This is a genomic window from Sphingobium sp. B11D3B (genome assembly GCF_025961735.1).
GTDB lineage: Bacteria > Pseudomonadota > Alphaproteobacteria > Sphingomonadales > Sphingomonadaceae > Sphingobium.
The window spans coordinates 2,810,819-2,827,152 of sequence record NZ_JAOQOF010000001.1 but is presented as its reverse complement, the minus strand read 5'-3'; the positions used below and the strand labels follow the sequence as shown (position 1 = coordinate 2,827,152).

Annotated in this window: 22 protein-coding genes; 8 read left to right on the top strand and 14 right to left on the bottom strand. The window is 66.3% G+C overall.

Annotated elements, in window-relative coordinates; all coding sequences use genetic code 11:
- The first annotated feature begins 40 nt into the window (after positions 1 to 40).
- Positions 41 to 1,654 carry an ABC-F family ATP-binding cassette domain-containing protein gene (locus M2333_RS13105; protein ID WP_264612050.1) on the top strand — a complete coding sequence of 538 codons (1,614 nt, stop codon included), beginning with the start codon at positions 41 to 43 and terminating at the stop codon, positions 1,652 to 1,654.
- A 10-nt stretch (positions 1,655 to 1,664) separates the two neighbouring features.
- Here the strand turns inward: M2333_RS13105 and M2333_RS13100 are convergent, their stop codons facing one another.
- The 5 genes from M2333_RS13100 to M2333_RS13080 form a co-directional block, all read right to left on the bottom strand.
- Positions 1,665 to 1,979, bottom strand: coding sequence for a zf-TFIIB domain-containing protein (locus M2333_RS13100; RefSeq protein WP_264612624.1), 315 nt, complete (start codon positions 1,977 to 1,979; stop codon positions 1,665 to 1,667).
- Positions 1,980 to 2,329: 350 nt separating this feature from the next.
- On the bottom strand, positions 2,330 to 2,854 hold the full coding sequence (rpsI, locus tag M2333_RS13095; protein WP_264571594.1) for a 30S ribosomal protein S9: 525 nt from the start codon (positions 2,852 to 2,854) through the stop codon (positions 2,330 to 2,332).
- Positions 2,854 to 3,333, bottom strand: a complete 480-nt coding sequence (gene rplM / locus M2333_RS13090; RefSeq protein WP_181560974.1) for a 50S ribosomal protein L13 — start codon at positions 3,331 to 3,333, stop codon at positions 2,854 to 2,856. Before rplM ends, rpsI begins: the two co-directional genes overlap by 1 nt.
- Before the next feature lie 145 nt (positions 3,334 to 3,478).
- Positions 3,479 to 3,811 carry a divalent-cation tolerance protein CutA gene (cutA, locus tag M2333_RS13085; protein WP_264612049.1) on the bottom strand — a complete coding sequence of 111 codons (333 nt, stop codon included), beginning with the start codon at positions 3,809 to 3,811 and terminating at the stop codon, positions 3,479 to 3,481.
- Positions 3,808 to 4,941 (bottom strand): COX15/CtaA family protein, encoded by a 1,134-nt coding sequence (locus tag M2333_RS13080; RefSeq protein WP_264612048.1) that lies wholly within the window; start codon positions 4,939 to 4,941, stop codon positions 3,808 to 3,810. Before M2333_RS13080 ends, cutA begins: the two co-directional genes overlap by 4 nt.
- A gap of 111 nt (positions 4,942 to 5,052) precedes the next feature.
- On the opposite strand from M2333_RS13080, the gene M2333_RS13075 reads away from it, so the two are divergent.
- The 3 genes from M2333_RS13075 to M2333_RS13065 all read left to right on the top strand — a co-directional run bounded on the left by M2333_RS13075 (position 5,053) and on the right by M2333_RS13065 (position 6,825).
- Positions 5,053 to 5,436, top strand: coding sequence for a MerC domain-containing protein (locus tag M2333_RS13075; protein ID WP_264574071.1), 384 nt, complete (start codon positions 5,053 to 5,055; stop codon positions 5,434 to 5,436).
- A 132-nt stretch (positions 5,437 to 5,568) separates the two neighbouring features.
- Positions 5,569 to 5,958, top strand: coding sequence for a protocatechuate 4,5-dioxygenase subunit alpha (locus M2333_RS13070; protein ID WP_181560971.1), 390 nt, complete (start codon positions 5,569 to 5,571; stop codon positions 5,956 to 5,958).
- A gap of 3 nt (positions 5,959 to 5,961) precedes the next feature.
- Positions 5,962 to 6,825, top strand: coding sequence for a class III extradiol dioxygenase family protein (locus M2333_RS13065; protein WP_264612047.1), 864 nt, complete (start codon positions 5,962 to 5,964; stop codon positions 6,823 to 6,825).
- A 160-nt stretch (positions 6,826 to 6,985) separates the two neighbouring features.
- Here M2333_RS13065 and M2333_RS13060 read toward each other — a convergent pair whose 3' ends face one another.
- On the bottom strand, positions 6,986 to 8,140 hold the full coding sequence (locus tag M2333_RS13060) for an L-lactate dehydrogenase (RefSeq protein ID WP_264612046.1): 1,155 nt from the start codon (positions 8,138 to 8,140) through the stop codon (positions 6,986 to 6,988).
- A gap of 120 nt (positions 8,141 to 8,260) precedes the next feature.
- Between M2333_RS13060 and M2333_RS13055 the strand changes: the two genes are divergently transcribed.
- The gene (locus M2333_RS13055) at positions 8,261 to 8,479 is read left to right on the top strand and encodes a hypothetical protein (protein WP_264612045.1); all 219 of its coding nucleotides are present in this window, start codon (positions 8,261 to 8,263) and stop codon (positions 8,477 to 8,479) included.
- A gap of 11 nt (positions 8,480 to 8,490) precedes the next feature.
- Positions 8,491 to 8,790, top strand: a complete 300-nt coding sequence (locus M2333_RS13050; protein WP_264574073.1) for a hypothetical protein — start codon at positions 8,491 to 8,493, stop codon at positions 8,788 to 8,790.
- Positions 8,791 to 8,863: 73 nt separating this feature from the next.
- On the opposite strand, the gene M2333_RS13045 is transcribed toward M2333_RS13050, so the two are convergent.
- The 7 genes from M2333_RS13045 to M2333_RS13015 are packed head-to-tail and all read right to left on the bottom strand — an operon-like array spanning position 8,864 to position 12,571.
- Positions 8,864 to 9,520 carry a glutathione S-transferase family protein gene (locus tag M2333_RS13045; protein ID WP_264612044.1) on the bottom strand — a complete coding sequence of 219 codons (657 nt, stop codon included), beginning with the start codon at positions 9,518 to 9,520 and terminating at the stop codon, positions 8,864 to 8,866.
- A 4-nt stretch (positions 9,521 to 9,524) separates the two neighbouring features.
- Positions 9,525 to 10,016 carry a VOC family protein gene (locus tag M2333_RS13040; RefSeq protein WP_264612043.1) on the bottom strand — a complete coding sequence of 164 codons (492 nt, stop codon included), beginning with the start codon at positions 10,014 to 10,016 and terminating at the stop codon, positions 9,525 to 9,527.
- A gap of 11 nt (positions 10,017 to 10,027) precedes the next feature.
- Positions 10,028 to 10,798: a VOC family protein gene (locus M2333_RS13035; RefSeq protein WP_264612042.1), complete on the bottom strand. Its 771-nt coding sequence runs from the start codon at positions 10,796 to 10,798 to the stop codon at positions 10,028 to 10,030.
- 23 nt (positions 10,799 to 10,821) lie between these two features.
- Positions 10,822 to 11,181, bottom strand: a complete 360-nt coding sequence (locus M2333_RS13030; protein WP_181560964.1) for a DUF1428 domain-containing protein — start codon at positions 11,179 to 11,181, stop codon at positions 10,822 to 10,824.
- Complete coding sequence (locus M2333_RS13025; RefSeq protein ID WP_264612041.1) at positions 11,178 to 11,861, bottom strand: glutathione S-transferase family protein; 684 nt, start codon at positions 11,859 to 11,861, stop codon at positions 11,178 to 11,180. The genes M2333_RS13030 and M2333_RS13025 overlap by 4 nt, the downstream gene beginning before the upstream one ends.
- Positions 11,862 to 11,903: 42 nt before the next feature.
- Entirely contained in the window at positions 11,904 to 12,134 is a 231-nt protein-coding gene (locus M2333_RS13020) for a DUF4287 domain-containing protein (protein ID WP_264571582.1), read from the bottom strand.
- A gap of 23 nt (positions 12,135 to 12,157) precedes the next feature.
- Positions 12,158 to 12,571, bottom strand: a complete 414-nt coding sequence (locus M2333_RS13015) for a VOC family protein (RefSeq protein WP_264612040.1) — start codon at positions 12,569 to 12,571, stop codon at positions 12,158 to 12,160.
- Between the two features lie 85 nt (positions 12,572 to 12,656).
- On the opposite strand from M2333_RS13015, the gene M2333_RS13010 reads away from it, so the two are divergent.
- Complete coding sequence (locus tag M2333_RS13010) at positions 12,657 to 13,379, top strand: winged helix-turn-helix transcriptional regulator (protein ID WP_264612039.1); 723 nt, start codon at positions 12,657 to 12,659, stop codon at positions 13,377 to 13,379.
- A 39-nt stretch (positions 13,380 to 13,418) separates the two neighbouring features.
- Entirely contained in the window at positions 13,419 to 14,930 is a 1,512-nt protein-coding gene (locus M2333_RS13005; RefSeq protein ID WP_264612038.1) for a YifB family Mg chelatase-like AAA ATPase, read from the top strand.
- Positions 14,931 to 14,952: 22 nt separating this feature from the next.
- Here M2333_RS13005 and M2333_RS13000 read toward each other — a convergent pair whose 3' ends face one another.
- Entirely contained in the window at positions 14,953 to 16,242 is a 1,290-nt protein-coding gene (locus M2333_RS13000; protein ID WP_264612037.1) for a dipeptidase, read from the bottom strand.
- Positions 16,243 to 16,334: the final 92 nt, after the last annotated feature.

The following is a 16,334-nucleotide window of genomic DNA, read 5'->3' as shown; positions in this document are numbered from 1 at the left end:
CCGGACATCCGTCCGATTGTTCCTTCGTCACAGGTGTTCCATGCCCGGCCCAAATCCCGCTCTTCTCACCCTCGATCACGTCACGCTCGCCCGGCCTGACGGGACGGCGCTTTTCTCTGACCTGACTCTGGCCATCGGGCGGGAGCGGGTGGGCCTTGTCGGGCGCAACGGTGCCGGCAAGTCGAGCCTGCTCGCATTGATCGCAGAGGGCGGCGCGCCGCAGTCGGGGACGATCCACCGGACCGGGCGCATCGGCACCTTGCGGCAGATCCAGCCGGATGCTGGGAGCGTCGCGCAGGCGCTCGGCCTTTCCGATGCGCTGGAGAGACTTGCGCGCCTCGACGCGGGCGAGGGATCGCTGGAGGATGCGGCAGAAGCCGACTGGACTCTGCCCGAGCGCCTTGAGCGAGCGCTGGCCAATGTCGGGTTGACCGGCACGGCTCTGGATCGCGATTGCGCGACGCTGTCGGGCGGGGAACGCACCCGCGTCGGGCTGGCGGCGATGCTGCTTGCCGAGCCCGAACTGCTGCTGCTCGATGAACCCACCAACAATCTCGACGACGCCGGCCGGGCCGCGGTGGCGGAGTTGCTGGCCTGCTGGCCGGGCGGCGCGCTCGTAGCCAGCCATGATCGCGCACTGCTGGAAGGCATGGACCGGATCGTCCAGCTCTCGCCGGTCGGGGCCTTCAGCGTCGGCGGGGGTTGGAGCGCCTTTGTGGCGAGTCGCGATGCGATGCGCGCACGGGCCGAGGACGAGCTGGATCGCAGCCAGCGCACGCTCGCCCGGCAGCAGCGGGATGCCCAGGCTCAGGCCGAGCGCAAGGCCCGGCGGGACAAGGCCGGGCGCACTGCCCGGGCGCGGGGGGATCAGCCGCGCATTCTGCTCGGCAAGCGGGCCGAGCAAGCCGAGCAAAGCGGGGCACGCGAGCGTCATCAGGCCGAGCGCCAGATCGGCGCCGCCAGCCAGTCGCTGGAGGCCGCCCGCGCGCAGGTCGAGGTTCTGACGCCGCTGCAGATCAATCTGCCATCGGCCGGCCTCCCGCATAATCGCACGGTATTGCGGTTTGAGGATGTGGTGCTGGCACGGGGCGGGCGCCGGCTGTTCGGCCCGCTGTCCTTTGCTATGACCGGGCCGGAGCGCGTCGCGATCACGGGCCCGAACGGCAGTGGCAAGACCAGCCTTCTGGCCCTGGCGGTCGGCCTGGCCGAGCCGAGCGCGGGGACCATCCATCGCGGGCCGGGCCGGATCGCGCTGCTCGACCAGCATGCCGACCTTCTGAGGCCCGGCCAGACCCTGCAAGCAGCGATGCTGGCCGCGCATCCCGGTATGACCCCGCACATGGCGCATGAGGCGCTGGCTCGCTTCGCCTTTCGCAACCGCGATGCCCTGAAGGATGTCGCGGTGCTGAGCGGCGGCGAGCGGCTGCGCGCCGCCCTGTGCGTGGTCACAAGCGGGCCGGTGCCGCCGCAGCTTTTAATCCTCGATGAGCCGACCAATCATTTCGACATTGAGAGTATTGAGCTGCTCGAGCAGGCACTCGCCGACTATGATGGCGCCTTGCTCGTCGTGAGCCACGATGCTGCGTTTCTGGACCGGATCGGCATCGCGCGGCGGCTCGCACTGGGCGTGGACGGCGCTGGCACGCGACGCTGAATGCCCCCGATCAGTCGAACAGCTCTTCGAGGAACGACTTCTTCCGCTTGGGATAGCCTTTATGCGAGCGGTAGCCGCCGTCTCGATAGCCCTGCTCGCGATATCGCTCGTCGCGGTACGGCTGCTGGATCTGAGGTTGGGGCGGATAAGGCTCGGCGCGGGTCTGCGGCGGGGGGGCAGGCGCCAATTCGGCACTGGCGCGCTCGATAATCTTGTCCAGCTCGCCCCGGTCCAGCCACACGCCACGGCATTGGGGGCAATAATCGATTTCGACGCCCTGGCGCTCGCTCATCACGAGCGGCACGTGGCAAACCGGGCAGGGCATGGATTGGGCTGATGTCACGAAAAACCTCCGATGGAACGATTGTCGATCGGGTGGCTGATGCAGGTGTTCAATGGTCTGGACCCGGCACCGAGCGCACTCGATGCGGTCCGACATCACGATCCATAGGGGATCGCCAGAGGGGCCCGGCCCGCAGACCCAAAGTAGGTGAGCCCTGTTGCAGGTCAAGCCTTCGCGCGTCAAGCTATGCGCGCTGCGCCCATAATGCGCCTAAAAGAAAAGGGCCGCCCTGAAGAGCAGCCCTTGTTCCGGTCCCGGACGGGATATTCTGAACCTTCTGCGCGTCCGCGGAGCCGGACCATGGTCTGCTCCGCGAAACGACGTCGACGTTCTTAGCGCTTCGAGAACTGGAAGCTGCGGCGAGCCTTGGCGCGGCCGTACTTCTTGCGCTCGACGACGCGCGGATCGCGCGTGAGGAAGCCTTCTGCCTTCACGGCGGCGCGCAGCGTGGGCTCATATTTGCTGAGCGCCTGCGCGATCCCGTGCTTCACGGCGCCGGCCTGACCGGAAAGACCGCCACCCTTCACGGTGCAGATCACGTCATACTGGCCGGTGCGGTCGGTGACCGTGAAGGGCTGATTGATGACGAGACGCAGCGTGGGACGTGCGAAATAGGTTTCCTGATCGCGGCCGTTGACCGTGATCTTGCCGGTGCCGGGCTTCACCCACACGCGGGCGACGGCATCCTTACGACGGCCGGTGGCGTAGGCGCGGCCCTGCTTGTCCAGCTCCTGCTGGCGCAGCGGCGCGTTCGACACCTTCACCGGTGCCTGCACGGCGTCGGTGGCGGCGGGCGCATCGGCGTTACCCTGGGTGAGGTCCTGCAGATCGGACAGCGAGTTGACGGTATCGGACATCAGGCACCAACCTTGTTCTTGCGGTTCATCGCCGCAACATCGAGCACTTCGGGGTTCTGGGCTTCATGCGGATGTTCGCTGCCCGCGAAGACGCGCAGGTTGCGCATCTGCTGACGACCGAGAGGGCCGCGCGGAATCATGCGCTCCACGGCCTTCTCCAGCACGCGCTCGGGGAAACGACCCTCGAGCACCTTCTGCGGAGAGGTCTCCTTGATGCCGCCGGCATAGCCGGTGTGCTTGTAATAGCGCTTGTCGGTCAGCTTGTTGCCGGTGAACTTCACCTTGTCGGCATTGATCACGATGACATTGTCACCGCAGTCGACATGGGGGGTGAAGCTGGGCTTGTGCTTGCCGCGCAGGATGTTCGCGATGATGCTCGCGACGCGACCAACGACGAGACCCTCGGCGTCGATCAGCAACCATTTCTTCTCGACCGTGGCCGGGGTTGCCGGCTTGGTGGTCTTCATGAGCGCCTTCATGGCCTCTTGCCTCCAGGAATGAGTATCCAGAAAATAACAACAGCGGCGCCCCGGAAAAGGCACCGCCCGCGCGGCCCCAATGGCGATGAGGGGGCGGAGAGTCAAGAAAAAGCACGCCCTTGCTGACGGGTATCAGGATACCCTATCAGTCCGGACGGCCGTCAGGCCGTGTTTTTTCGTGCACCCAGGTGGCATAGGCCGGGGTGGTGTGCGCGGCCCAGGTGAGGATCGCGGGGAGATCATAGGTATGGGCCTGCGCAATGGCGGTCATAAGCGCCGCGCAGCGGTCCGGCGCGGTCTTGAACAGCACCACCGTTTCGGCGCTCTGCTCGATGACGCCATCCCACGGATAGATCGAGCAGCCTTCGCCGAGCACATTGGCGCAGGCGGCCAGCTGCTCTTGCACCATCTGGCGGCCCGCCGCTTCAGCCTCGGCGCGCGAACCATAAGGCACGTAGACCAGAGCGATCTCGCTCATGCGCGTGCAGGCGTGAGATCCGATTCGCGATCCCGCTGGCCGATCCGATGCGCGCCGGCGACCGCGATGGCGAGGAGCAGCGCGCCGGTGACCTGATGCGTGACGGCAATGTGCAGCGACACGCCGGTCAGCACAGTGCCGATGCCGAGCATCACCTGCACCAGCGTGGCGCCGGTCAGCGCATAAGAGAGGCGAAGCGCGCCCTGGGCATGAAGCCGCCCGGCCATCCACAGCATGGCGCCCGCCGCGACCATGGCCCACCAGCGATGGAGGAAGTGGACGAGGAACGGGTCACTGGTCAGCGTCATCCACAGCGACCCCCACCATGCGATTCCGTCAGGCACGAAGCGGTCGTTCATCATCGGCCATGTGTTGGAGACATAGCCGGCGCGCAGACCGGCGGTGAGCGCGCCGAGCAGCAACTGGATGAAGAGGATGAGCACGGGGATGGTGCCCGCCCATGTCGGCACGGCCCGTCGCGGCGCGAGGCTGGCGGGAGTGGTGGCGCTGGCGGGATTGGCGGCACCATGCCGGGCCAGGCGCAGGAAGTCGCAGGCGGTCCACACCACGGCGCCGAGCAGGATCAGTGCCATGCCCAGATGCGCGGCGAGCATCGCCGGCTGCACGTTCACCCGGTCGACAAGGCCGCTCTTCACCATCAGCCAGCCGACGGCCCCCTGGGCGCCGCCCAGCGCCAGCAGCACCAGCAAGCGGACACCGAAGCCGCGCGGCACGGCGCGACGCAGCGCGAACCAGGCCAGTGGCACGGCATAGGCAAGGCCGATGATGCGGCCGACCAGCCGGTGGAAATATTCCCAGAAATAGATGTGCTTGAACGCCTCGAGTGTCATGCCCTTGTTCATCAGCGCATATTGTGAGCTGGTGCGATACTGGTCGAACTCTTGCTGCCACTGCGCCTCGTTCATCGGCGGCAGGGTGCCCGTCACCGGCTTCCACTCGGTGATGGAGAGGCCCGATTCGGTCAGGCGGGTGATGCCACCGACCGCCACCATGAAGAGAATCAGGCCCGCGACGACGAACAGCCAGCGTGCCAGCGTGGCGGGACGGCCAAGATGGCGCCCGCTGACCGCGGGCGCACCGGGCGAGGACGAGTGCGCAAGTTCAGCCATCCGGTCCCCATGCGCCGCGGGATCGGCGGAAGCAAGCCCCCCGCATAAAGGGCTCACCCGGAGGCAAAGGATATGTTGTATCTTCCCGCGAGGGGGCGTATGGCCCTTGTAATGAGAACGCTCACCGCACCCCGGATGTGGACAATGCCACAGCTCGACCGGCTGGCCATCGGCCTGTCCGGCCTGTGCGCCGTGCATTGCCTGACGACGGCCATTGCCGTGGGCGTGCTGTCTTCGGTTGCGGGCATTTTCGAGGCGGAGATCATCCACGAGGCCGGCCTGATGATCGCCATGGTGCTCGGCGCGCTGGCGCTCGGCCACGGCGCGCTCAAGCATGGCATGGCCCTGCCGGTCGCGGTCGGCGCGCTCGGCCTCGGCATCATGGCCGGGGCGCTCAGCCTGCCGCATGGCTGGGCCGGCGAGACGCCCTATACGCTGCTCGGCGTCGCCCTGCTTGCCTTCGGCCACGAGCTTAATCGCCGCGCTTTCTGGTGACCCCCGAGCGGCAGGGCCGCTGCGACGACGAACCCCCGCTCGACTCAACATCCCCTGCTTGATCAAGGTCAATGTCTGCCCGGCGCGGCGAGCGCAGTGACGGATCCAGTCCTGAAGCAGGAGCATGGATCAATGGGTGCGATCGAAACGATCGAGGCGGGAACGACCGCCAAACGAATCATTCCCGGTACGCCGGTTTTCGACGGTGACGCGGCGGCGCGCGGCTTCGCGCTGAACGCCATGTGCTTTTCGTTCAACGATGCTGCCAATCGCGCCGCCTATCAGGCGGACGAGGAAGCCTATTTCGAGCGCTTCCACCTCACCGAGGAGCAGCGCGAGGCGGTCCGCGCCCGCAATGTCCTCCAGATGATCGAGGCGGGCGGCAACATCTATTATCTCGCCAAGCTGGCCGGCATCTACGGCCTCAACGTGCAGGATGTGGGGGCACAGCAGACCGGCATGAGTGTCGAGGCTTTCCGTCAAATGCTGCTCGACGCAGCCCATCAGCAAGAGGAGGCCTGAGCCATGGCGCATATTCTCGGCGGTATCTTCACCAGCCACGTGCCGGCAATCGGCGGCGCCATTGCGCGCGGTCAGGAGCAGGACCCTTATTGGAGCCCGTTCTTCGACGGGTTCAAGCCGATCCATCGCTGGCTTGCGACGGCCAGACCGGACGTTGCCGTGGTCTTCTACAATGATCACGGCCTCAACTTCTTCCTCGACAAGATGCCGACCTTCGCGGTGGGCGCGGCGGACAGCTACCACAATGCCGATGAGGGCTGGGGCCTGCCGGTGCAGAACGGATTCAAGGGCGACGCTGCCCTCTCCTGGCACATCATCGAGGGACTGGTGGAAGACGAATTCGACGTCACGACCTGCCAGTCGATGCTGGTGGATCATGCGCTGGTCGTGCCGTTCCAGCTGTCATGGCCGGGTGGCGGCCAGTGGCCGGTGCGCATCGTGCCGATCGCCATCAACACCGTGCAGCATCCGCTGCCGAGCCCCAAGCGCTGCCTGGCGCTGGGTCGCGCGGTCGGCAAGGCGCTGCGCAGCTGGCAGGGTGATGAGCGGATCGTGGTGTTCGGCACCGGCGGGCTCTCCCACCAGCTGGACGGGGAACGCGCCGGCTTCATCAACCAGCGCTACGACCAGTTCTGCATGGACAATCTGGGCCCCGATCCGGATGCGCTGACGAAAATCAGCGCGCTCGATATCGTCGAGGAAGCCGGCAGCCAGGGCATCGAAATCGTCAACTGGATCGCGGCGCGCGGGGCCTTGGGCGAGGATGTGGCTGAGGTCAGCCGGAATTATCACATTCCGATTTCCAACACGGCGGCTGCGACGATGTTGCTCGAAAGCGGGTCTACTGCGCTCGAGCGGGCAGCCTGACGGAGCGGCTGACGGGTGGGGCCGCTGATTCTCCCCTCCTCTTTAGAGGAGGGGCTGGGGGTGGTGGCGATGCGCCAGCATCGCACTGTCAGTGACTGAAAGGGGGCGTCGTCGCACCACCCCAACCCCTCCTCTGAAGAGGAGGGGCTTAATAAGGTTGCTAGTATCCGCCCCGCTTGTCGAGCAAATGCGGCCCGGCGTCCGCCACGCGGGCGCAGCCGGTGAGCGCGAGGCCGGAGCGCAGTTCGAGCGCATATTGCGCGAGCATGCGGGAGACGGCGGCTTCTCCCCCGGCGGCGAGGGCGAAGGCCCAGGGGCGGCCGATCATGACGCCCTTGGCACCCAGCGCCAGCATGCGCAGCACATCGAGGCCGTTGCGGATGCCGCCATCGATCAGCACGGTCAGACGATCACCCACCGCTGCCACGATATCCGGCAGCGCCTGCGCGGTGCCGACCGTGGCATCGAGCTGGCGGCCGCCATGGTTGGAGACGACGATGCCATCGGCACCGATCTCCGCCGCGCGGACTGCGTCGGCCGGGTCCATAATGCCCTTGAGCACCAGCGTGCCGGACCAATGCTCGCGAATGAAGCCCAGATCCTTCCAGGTGACGGACGGATCGAAGTTCTGCCCGCTCCAGCGCAGAAAATCGCCCATGCGCACCTTGCCATTCATGATCGGCACCAGATTGCCGAGCGTATGCGGGCGGCCATGCAGCCCGACATCCCAGGCCCAGCCGGGATGGGCAAGGATCTCACGCCAGCGCCGGGCCTGACCGCGCAGGCCGGGCGGTCCCGAGAGGCCCGAGCGCTGGTCGCGCCAGCGCGGGCCGGGCAGGGGCAGGTCCACGGTCATGAACAGCGTGTTGCAGCCCAGAGCCTTCACCCGGGCTAACAGGTCGGCGATGAACGCGCGATCCTTGGCCATGTAGAGCTGGAACCAGAAGGGGTGGCCGGTGCCGGCGATTTCTTCCGCCGAGCAGACCGTCACGGTCGAGGCGACCATCGGCACGCCGTTCGCATGGGCGGCACGGATCGCCTGCGCCTCGCCGCGCCGCGCCAGCAATCCGCCCATGCCGATCGGCGCGAGCATCAGGGGCATGGCGAGCTTTTGCCCGAACAAAGTGGTCGAAAGATCGGATGCCGAGACGTCGTTCAGCACTTGCTGCCGCAAGGTGACAGCGCGGACGGCGGCGCTGTTCCGCGCCAAGGCCAGCTCATCGATGCTCCCGCCATCGACATAATCGAACAGGAAGCGCGGTAACCGGCGGCGGGCGGCGTCACGAAGATCGGTGAAGCTGTGCGGCCAGACCATTCAGCGCCGTGCCTCGCGGGCCTTGGCGGGCGCGTTCGACGCCGCCTTCGTCATCCTCATCATCCGGCTCTCCTCACGGGGTGTGCCCCCATTCTATTCGCGCCGGGGAGCGTAGAGCGGATGGCGCGCAAACAAAATAGCGTGCTCTCGATATGGCTGGCGGTGCGCGATGGTGAATTTCGCCAACTATCTGAACGAATAACCAACCAGTGGGAGAGGACTTTTGAAGGCGCTGAGCCTCATGATTTCCAAATTACTGAAAAGACGTGTTTTTATGATTTGGCACGCAAAGTGCAATGCCTTGTGTGTCAGTCACTCGGGACTGAAAAAATTCAGTAGGGAGAACCAACATGTCGAGCAAATTTCATCTGATCGCCGCCGCTGCCGCTATCGCCATCCTGCCGCTGGCCCAGCCGGCGCTGGCCGCGCCTGCCGCGGAGACCACCTATCAGATCCCGGCGAAGGTGCTGAAGCGCGGTGGCCAGACCTTTTATTGCTTCAAGCAGCAGGCGACGACCGGCACGCGCATGTCCCGCCGGGTTTGCGTGACCGAGAAGGAGCTGAGCTATGCCGGCGCGCGGATCGAAGGCGCGGGTGACTCGGTGCAGATCAGCAAGGGCGGCGAAACCCGGATCGCGAGCCAGCGCTGATCGTTCCAGGGCTACAGGCCGGGGGGAGCGTGGGAGCGTGACCCCTCGGCAGCCGGCCGATGGTTAGAAGATTTCAATCCCGGTCCGGCGCGCCAAGCGGGAAATAGTGTCGATAGGGCCTTGCGCCCTCGATGCAGCGGGCAACCGACGGGCGTGCGTTCAGCCGCCCGCGATAGGCACGCAATTCCAGATAGCGCTCGCCGATCGGGTGGACCCAATCGGCATAGAACAGAGCCGGCGCGGCGGCGCAATCCGCCATGCTGAACCCTTGCGGCGAGGCCCAGAGATGCCCGGTCAGCCGCGTTTCCAGCCAGCCATAAATGGTCTCGAGCGCATCGCGCGCGCGCTGGGTGCGCACCGGATCGCTCGCGCCGATGAGGTGGGGCAGGGCCTCGGTCACCGCCGCCTGAACCGGCGTCATCACATGATTGTCGAACACGCGGTCCATGAACCGCACATCCAGCGCATCATGGGCAGTGGCGGGAATCAAGGGCGCGCGCTCATAGTGGCGCAGGTCGAGATATTCGATGATCGTCGTCGCCTCGATCACTGGCATGTCTTCATCCACCAGCACCGGGAACTTGCCGAGCGGCCACTGGTCGCGCAGCGCGTCCATCACGCCTTCGTCTTCGACATTGCGCAGCGTGTAGGGCAGTTCCTTCTCGTGCAGCGCGATCATCGCCTTCCAGCTGTAGCTGGAGAAGGGATGGGCGTAGAGGATGTAACTCACGGGGTCAGTCTCCGGAAAAGGCGGTTTCGAGCGTGGCGATGTCGATCTTGTGCATGGTCATGAGCGCGCTGCTCATGCGGCGGACGGCGGCTGCGTCATCGCTGGCCTGCATCTCCAGCACCCGGCGCGGCACGACCTGCCAGGAGACGCCGAAGCGATCCTTGCACCAGCCGCACATGCTTTCCGCGCCGCCATCCGCGATGAGTGCGGTCCAGACGCGGTCCAGCTCGGCCTGATCATCCACGGGGATGACGAAGGACACGGCTTCGGTCTGCGGAAACATCGGCCCGCCGTTCAATGCGGAGAAGGGACGGCCGCTCAGCGTGAACAGCACGAGCATGGCCGTGCCGGCGGGGAAATTGGGCGGGAAGGGCGAGTCATCGACATAGCGGACGATCCGGTCGATGCGGGAATCCGGGAAGAGCGAGACGTAGAAGGTCGCGGCCTCCTCGGCTGTCCCGTCCATCCAGATGCAGGGCGTGATCGCGCTGGTCATCTCCGCTCTCCTTATCGACCGCCCACAAGCGCAAAACGCGCGCCCTGCGGATCGGTGCCCATGACGACCCAGTCACCGCCGGGGACCTCGTGGGGGCCTGTGGTGATGGTCCCGCCATGCGTCGCCACCGCTTCCATCGCGGTCGCGATGCACGGCACGCGGAAATAGAAGCGCCATTCGGCCCGCTGGTCTTTCTGTTCCAGACTGGCGCCGATGGGCAGATCGCCGACGGACAGGAAGCGATAGTCGCCCATCGGCCCCATCGGCATGGCGGAGGGGCTGCTCCAGCCGAACAGGCCTGTATAGAAGGCGAGCGCTGTTGGTTGGTCCGGCGAGGATAGCTCGTTCCAGCCGCAATGGCCCACCGCTTGCGGCGCGAAGGCGCGACTGGTGCCACCCTCGACGCTGCCGCGCATGATGTAGAAGGGCGCGCCATGCGGGTCGGCCGCCATGGCGAAGCGGCCGACACCGGGGATGTCCTGCGGCTGCACGTAGACGCGACCGCCCATGGCCGGGATCGCCGCCGCCGTCACGTCGACATCATCGACGCCGATATAGCCGATCCAGATCGGGCGGCCGCCGCCGGCGATCATCTCGGCATCCAGTGCCATCATGCCCCCGACCTCGCCATTGGCGGTGCGGATCATGCGATAGTCCATGCCCGGCATGTCGCTTCGCTCCGCGATGCTCCAGCCGACCACGGCCCCATAGAAGGCGCGTGCGGCCTCCAGATCGGAGGTCATCAGCTCGTACCAGATGAATTCGCCGTGCCTGTTGGTCATGGGGCCGCCTCCTCCCGCCAATGCTATTTGCGCTCGTCCAGAATCACGGTGAACCCACCGTAGATCATGCGCGGGCCGACCATTGGATTGTCCTCCGGGGCGTGCGCCATGCGCTCGTCGGCCATCAGCTTCTGCCAGCCGGAATCGCGGGTCGCCTTGTCCGGCCACTCGATCCAGGAGAAGACGACATCCTCGCCCTCTTCCGCCAGGACGGCGGTGCGCAGATCGTTGGTCTTGCCGGGCTGCACATCGTCATTCCAGCCCTCCACCACGCGCAGCGCGCCATATTCGATGAAGAGTGGATCGACCCGGCGGGCGATCTCCAGATAGTCTGCCTTGCGGCCGGGTTTCACCGGCACGAGGATGCCATCGATATAGGTCATGCGGATACTCCTTCTGATTGGACCGCATCATCGGAGATGAAGTCGGCCATTTGCGCCGCCATGGCGGCCTTGAATGCGGGACGCGCCTCGCCGCGCGCGACATAGGCGGTCACCACGTCCGGTATGGCGAGGCGATCCGGCGAGAGATTGCGCAGCGCCTCGACCATCAGAAGGTCGCCGACCGTGAAGCGCTCTTCCAGCCAGGGTTTGTCGCCCAGCGCTGCGGCAAGCCGGTGGAGGCGGCCTTCCACCTGCTTGACGGCATCCGGGCGGCGCAGCCTCGCCCACTCCTGCCCGGCGCAGAACAGGTCGATATCGGCCAGATGCATGATGCCCGGCTCGATGCTGTTGAGTGCGGCGACGGCCCATGTGATCGCCCGCGCCCGCCCGACGGGATCGCGCGGCATCAGCCGCTCGTCCTTCTCGGCGATGTGGAGGACGATGGCGCCACTCTCGAACAGGGCGACATCCCCTTCCCGATAATGCGGCACCTGGCCGAAGGGCTGCTCGCGATAATAGTCCGCCGGCCGGTCGATGGCGCTGATCAGGCGGGTGCGATAATCGAGGCCTGCCTCCTCCAGCGCCCAGCGCACCCGCAGATCGCGGACATGGCCGCGCGCGAACGGCGGCACCCATGAAAATGCAGTGACCTCGATCGGCGCATCAGTCTTCTGCGGCATGGTGAACTCCTCTCATCGGATGCGCTGAGGCGATGGGCGCGCTCAATCGCCTTCCTTGCGAATGCCCTTGAGCAGGGCGTAGACGGCCATCGCGTGGCCCCGGCCAAGATCGAAATCGCGCTTGAGACTGGCGATCAGCGTCGCGGCCTTCACGTCCGGCTTCAGTCTCTTCTCGTCATCGAGAAAGCCGTGAAAGGCGGCATAGGCGCGCAGATCGTCCGGCGACTGGCCGGTCTTTGTCCGAATGGTATCGAGATAGGCCTGAAAGGACATGGCGTGTCTCCGTCGTGTGGCAATTAGGCAGGCTCAGGCATTGCGCTCATGTCCATCCATACCGGCTCCCAGATGTGCCCATCGGGATCGGCGATGCTGCGCGCGTACATGAAGCCATGGTCTTGCATGGGGTTGGGATCTGCGAGACCGCCGCTGCCGGCGCCGCGCTGGACCATATCGTCCACGGCCTCACGGCTTTGCTCGCTCAGGGCAAAGGCCGCCTGCACGCTGCGGTGGGCGTCGATGATCTCCCGGTCGGTGTAGCTCGAGAAGCGCGGGCGGGTGAGCAGCATGACGCAGATCGCGTCCGAAAAGCGCATCATGGCGGCGCTGTCATCCGTAAACTCCGGCACATTGACGGCGCCGATCGCCTCATAGAAGTGCATCGATCTCGACAGATCGGTCACTGGCAGATTGACGAAAATCATCCGTTCCATGGGCAGCGCGTTTCCTCTCCGGTAGCGAGCCGACCGACTCGGTTCGCCTTGACGATCCTGACCCACAGACTTAAATGTTGCAACCATGGAGTTAGAAAAAATAACTAACGAGTCGAAACTCCCTCAAAAGCGTCGATTTGATGACGCCTGCGGCCTCGCGCACGGGCTCGATCTGGTCGGGGAGCGCTGGGCGCTGCTTGTCGTCCGAGAATTGCTGCTTGGGCCGCGTCGCTTTTCCGATCTGCGCGCCGCCTTGCCGGGGCTGAGCGCTAATGTGCTCACCCAGCGCCTGACCGAGCTGGAGGAGCGCCACATTGTCGAGCGTCTGCGCCTGCCGCCGCCCGCCAATGTGCAGGTCTATGGCCTGACGCCGTGGGGCAAGGAGGCCGAGCCGATGGTGCTGGCGATGGCACAATGGGCCTATCGCTCGCCGACGCATGACCGGATGCTGCCGCTCAACGGCACGGCGATGATGCTCTCCTTCAAGATCAATCTGGATCGCGCAGCGGCGGCGGACATGGTGCTGCGGATCGGCTTTCGCATCGACGGAACGCCCTATCGGGCCAGTCTGGATCGCGGCGTTTATCATGTCGAAGCCGGCGAGGTTTCGGCGCCGGACCTCGCCTATGAGGGCAGCGCGCGCGGCCTTGCCAAGCGCTTCTATGGCAAGATGCCCGTAGACCAGCTTGCCGAGACGGGCGAACTCAGCGTGCACGGCGATGCGGCGCTGGAGGCGCACTTCGCGGCGCTGTTCAACTTGCCGGCTCGATACCAGCCCAACGAAAGCGGCTCGACTTTGCCCCTCTGACCCGACATAGACAGGGAGGGGAACAAAGAGGGGGCAAGCTTGGTGGCGACGGTGGAAACGGTGGCGTTTCTCGGGCTGGAGGCCCGGCCTGTCGAGGTGCAGTGCCAGCTTGTCTCCGGCTTGCCGAACTTCATCGTTGTCGGGCTGGCCGACAAGGCCGTGGCGGAAAGCCGCGAGCGCGTGCGCAATGCCATCGCCGCCATTGGCCTCTCGCTGCCGCCCAAGCGCATCACGGTCAATCTCTCGCCCGCGGACCTGCCCAAGGAAGGCTCGCATTACGATCTGCCGATTGCGCTCGCCTTGCTGGGGGCGATGGGCGTCGTCGATGCCGAGCAACTGGCCGATCATCTCGTCGTCGGTGAGCTGGGGTTGGACGGGCGCATCGCGCCGGTGCCGGGTGTGCTGCTGGCCGCGCTCCATGCGGCGCAGGCGGACAAGACGCTGATCTGCCCGGCGGCGCAGGGGTCGGAGGCTGCCTGGGCAGGTTCGGAAGGCGTGCTGGCTGCGCCGGATCTGCTCGGTCTCATCAATCATCTCAAGGGCGCGACGGTGCTGCCGCGCCCGGCACCCGGCACTGTCGAACCGCCTGTGCCGGGGCCGGATCTGCGGCAAGTGAAGGGCCAGGAGGTCGCCAAGCGGGCGCTGGAGATTGCGGCGGCTGGCGGGCATAATCTGGTGATGGTCGGGCCGCCGGGCGCGGGCAAATCCCTGATGGCGAGTTGCCTGCCCGGCATATTGCCGCCGCTGACCCCATCCGAAGCGCTGGAAGTCTCCATGGTCGCTTCCGTGGCCGGTACGCTCTCGGGCGGGCGGATCAGCCAGAACCGGCCCTATCGCGCGCCGCATCACAGCGCGTCCATGGCGGCGCTGGTCGGCGGCGGGCTGCGCGTGAAGCCGGGGGAAGTCAGTCTCGCGCATCTGGGCGTGCTGTTTCTGGACGAACTGCCCGAATTTCAGCGCGCGGTACTGGATAGTCTGCGGCAGCCGCTGGAGACGGGCGAGGTCAGCGTGGCGCGCGCCAATGCGCATGTGACCTTCCCGGCGCGGGTTCAGTTGATTGCCGCGATGAATCCCTGCCGCTGCGGGCATCTCGCCGATCCCGCTTTGGCCTGCTCGCGGGCGCCACGCTGCGCCGGGGATTATCAAGCGAAGGTTTCGGGACCGCTGCTGGACCGGATCGACCTGCATGTGGAGGTCGGCGCGGTCTCGGCGGCGGACCTGCTGCTCCCGCCGCCGGTCGAGGGATCGGCGGAGGTCGCCGCCCGCGTCGCGCAGGCCCGGGCCCGCCAGACGGCGCGCGCGGCATCAAGCGGCGGCGCGCGTACCAATGCGGAACTGACTGGCGATGCGCTGGATGCGCACGCAGCGCCCGACGCGCCGGCGCGCGATCTTCTCGCGCAGGCTGCCGCCGCGATGAAGCTTAGCGCCCGGGGTTATACCCGCGTGCTCCGGGTCGCCCGCACCATTGCCGATCTGGCGGGTGCAGAGACCGTGGGGCGGGTGCATGTGGCGGAAGCGCTGAGTTACAGGCGGCGCGCGCCAGTGAATTGAGGGGGTGAATTGAGGGGATGGCTTAGCTCTTCGGCGCGGCGTCCATCGCCTCGCGCGTGCCGGTGGCGGGCGGCTCGTCCTTCAAGGAGGCTGCGACCTTCTCGGCCTGTTCCATGACGCGCAGGATGTTGCCGCCGGCCAGCTTGGCGATATTGGCATCGCTCCAGCCGCGCTTCATCAGCTCCAGCAGCAGCGGCGGATAGCTTTCCACGCCGGTCATGCCGTCCGGCAGGGCGGGCAGGCCATCATAATCGCCGCCCAGGCCGACATGATCATAGCCGGCGACCCTGGCGATATGATCGATATGGTCGGCGACCATCTGCACCGTCACGCGCGGCTCGGGATTGGCGGCGAGCCAGGCCTCCATGGCGGCCTTGGCCCGGTCCGGCTGGCCGATATAGAGGCCGTTGAGCGGCGGCTGGTTGTAGAGCGCGCGCTGGGCGCCCTGCTGCACGCCCCACACCCGGCGCGCCTCCGAAATATAGTTGGGCGCGAAGGCGACCATGACGATGCCGCCGGTGCGCGCGACCTCCTTGAGCACCTTGTCCGAGACGTTGCGAGGATGATCGCACAGCGCCCGTGCGCTGGAATGGGAGAAGATGACCGGCGCGCGGCTGGCGGCGATCGCGTCCAGCATCGTATCCTCGTTCACATGGCTGAGATCGACCAGCATGTTCAGCCGGTTCATCTCACGCACCACCGCCACGCCGAACGGGGTGAGCCCGCCATGGGCCGGGTCGTCGGTGGCGCTGTCCGCCCAGGCAATGGTGCGGCTGTGCGTCAGGGTGAGATAGCCCACGCCCAGTTCGGCATAAGCGCGCAGGACCGAGAAGCTCTCATCGATCTGGCCGCCGCCTTCCGCGCCGATCAGCGAGGCGATCCGCCCGGCCTTGTGCGCGGCCCGGACCTGCGCGGCGGTGCGCACGAGCGTGAACTCGGCCGGGTAGCGGCGCACGATGGATTTCACGAGGTCGATCTGTTCCAGCGTCTTCTTGACCTGCTCCAGCGGCGGCAGCGTCGCGGGGACGTAGACGGACCAGAACTGACCGCCGACCATGCCCTGCCGCAGCCGGATGATGTCCGTATCGAAATCCTCTGTGTTCAGCCGCGTCAGGTCCACCGACCAACGCGCATCGCCATCATGGCCGGCGATGGCGCCGGGCCAGTCATTATGCCCATCGATCAGCGGCGTGGCGCCGAGAACTTTCTTGAGGCGCGGCAGATTGGGATCGGCGGGATCGGCCGGTTCGGCCAGCGCGGTGGTCGCGGAGAAAGCCAGAGCGGCGGTGAGCAGGCGCGTGAGCATGGACATGGCTGCATTTCAGCATGTCCGTGGGCTGGTGGGAAGGGCCCGGCGTGGCGCTGGAGGGGGAGAAATGTCGTACGGCGGGCGGCGGCGCTATG

What these genes read in the sequence shown, in the direction of transcription:
- M2333_RS13105 (WP_264612050.1), top strand. Translation starts at nt 41, where the DNA reads ATGCCCGGCCCAAATCCCGCTCTTCTCACCCTCGATCACGTCACGCTC.
- M2333_RS13100 (WP_264612624.1), bottom strand. Translation starts at nt 1,979, where the DNA reads ATGCCCTGCCCGGTTTGCCACGTGCCGCTCGTGATGAGCGAGCGCCAG.
- rpsI (WP_264571594.1), bottom strand. Translation starts at nt 2,854, where the DNA reads ATGTCCGATACCGTCAACTCGCTGTCCGATCTGCAGGACCTCACCCAG.
- rplM (WP_181560974.1), bottom strand. Translation starts at nt 3,333, where the DNA reads ATGAAGGCGCTCATGAAGACCACCAAGCCGGCAACCCCGGCCACGGTC.
- cutA (WP_264612049.1), bottom strand. Translation starts at nt 3,811, where the DNA reads ATGAGCGAGATCGCTCTGGTCTACGTGCCTTATGGTTCGCGCGCCGAG.
- M2333_RS13080 (WP_264612048.1), bottom strand. Translation starts at nt 4,941, where the DNA reads ATGGCTGAACTTGCGCACTCGTCCTCGCCCGGTGCGCCCGCGGTCAGC.
- M2333_RS13075 (WP_264574071.1), top strand. Translation starts at nt 5,053, where the DNA reads ATGAGAACGCTCACCGCACCCCGGATGTGGACAATGCCACAGCTCGAC.
- M2333_RS13070 (WP_181560971.1), top strand. Translation starts at nt 5,569, where the DNA reads ATGGGTGCGATCGAAACGATCGAGGCGGGAACGACCGCCAAACGAATC.
- M2333_RS13065 (WP_264612047.1), top strand. Translation starts at nt 5,962, where the DNA reads ATGGCGCATATTCTCGGCGGTATCTTCACCAGCCACGTGCCGGCAATC.
- M2333_RS13060 (WP_264612046.1), bottom strand. Translation starts at nt 8,140, where the DNA reads ATGGTCTGGCCGCACAGCTTCACCGATCTTCGTGACGCCGCCCGCCGC.
- M2333_RS13055 (WP_264612045.1), top strand. Translation starts at nt 8,261, where the DNA reads ATGGCGCGCAAACAAAATAGCGTGCTCTCGATATGGCTGGCGGTGCGC.
- M2333_RS13050 (WP_264574073.1), top strand. Translation starts at nt 8,491, where the DNA reads ATGTCGAGCAAATTTCATCTGATCGCCGCCGCTGCCGCTATCGCCATC.
- M2333_RS13040 (WP_264612043.1), bottom strand. Translation starts at nt 10,016, where the DNA reads ATGACCAGCGCGATCACGCCCTGCATCTGGATGGACGGGACAGCCGAG.
- M2333_RS13035 (WP_264612042.1), bottom strand. Translation starts at nt 10,798, where the DNA reads ATGACCAACAGGCACGGCGAATTCATCTGGTACGAGCTGATGACCTCC.
- M2333_RS13030 (WP_181560964.1), bottom strand. Translation starts at nt 11,181, where the DNA reads ATGACCTATATCGATGGCATCCTCGTGCCGGTGAAACCCGGCCGCAAG.
- M2333_RS13025 (WP_264612041.1), bottom strand. Translation starts at nt 11,861, where the DNA reads ATGCCGCAGAAGACTGATGCGCCGATCGAGGTCACTGCATTTTCATGG.
- M2333_RS13020 (WP_264571582.1), bottom strand. Translation starts at nt 12,134, where the DNA reads ATGTCCTTTCAGGCCTATCTCGATACCATTCGGACAAAGACCGGCCAG.
- M2333_RS13015 (WP_264612040.1), bottom strand. Translation starts at nt 12,571, where the DNA reads ATGGAACGGATGATTTTCGTCAATCTGCCAGTGACCGATCTGTCGAGA.
- M2333_RS13010 (WP_264612039.1), top strand. Translation starts at nt 12,657, where the DNA reads ATGGAGTTAGAAAAAATAACTAACGAGTCGAAACTCCCTCAAAAGCGT.
- M2333_RS13000 (WP_264612037.1), bottom strand. Translation starts at nt 16,242, where the DNA reads ATGTCCATGCTCACGCGCCTGCTCACCGCCGCTCTGGCTTTCTCCGCG.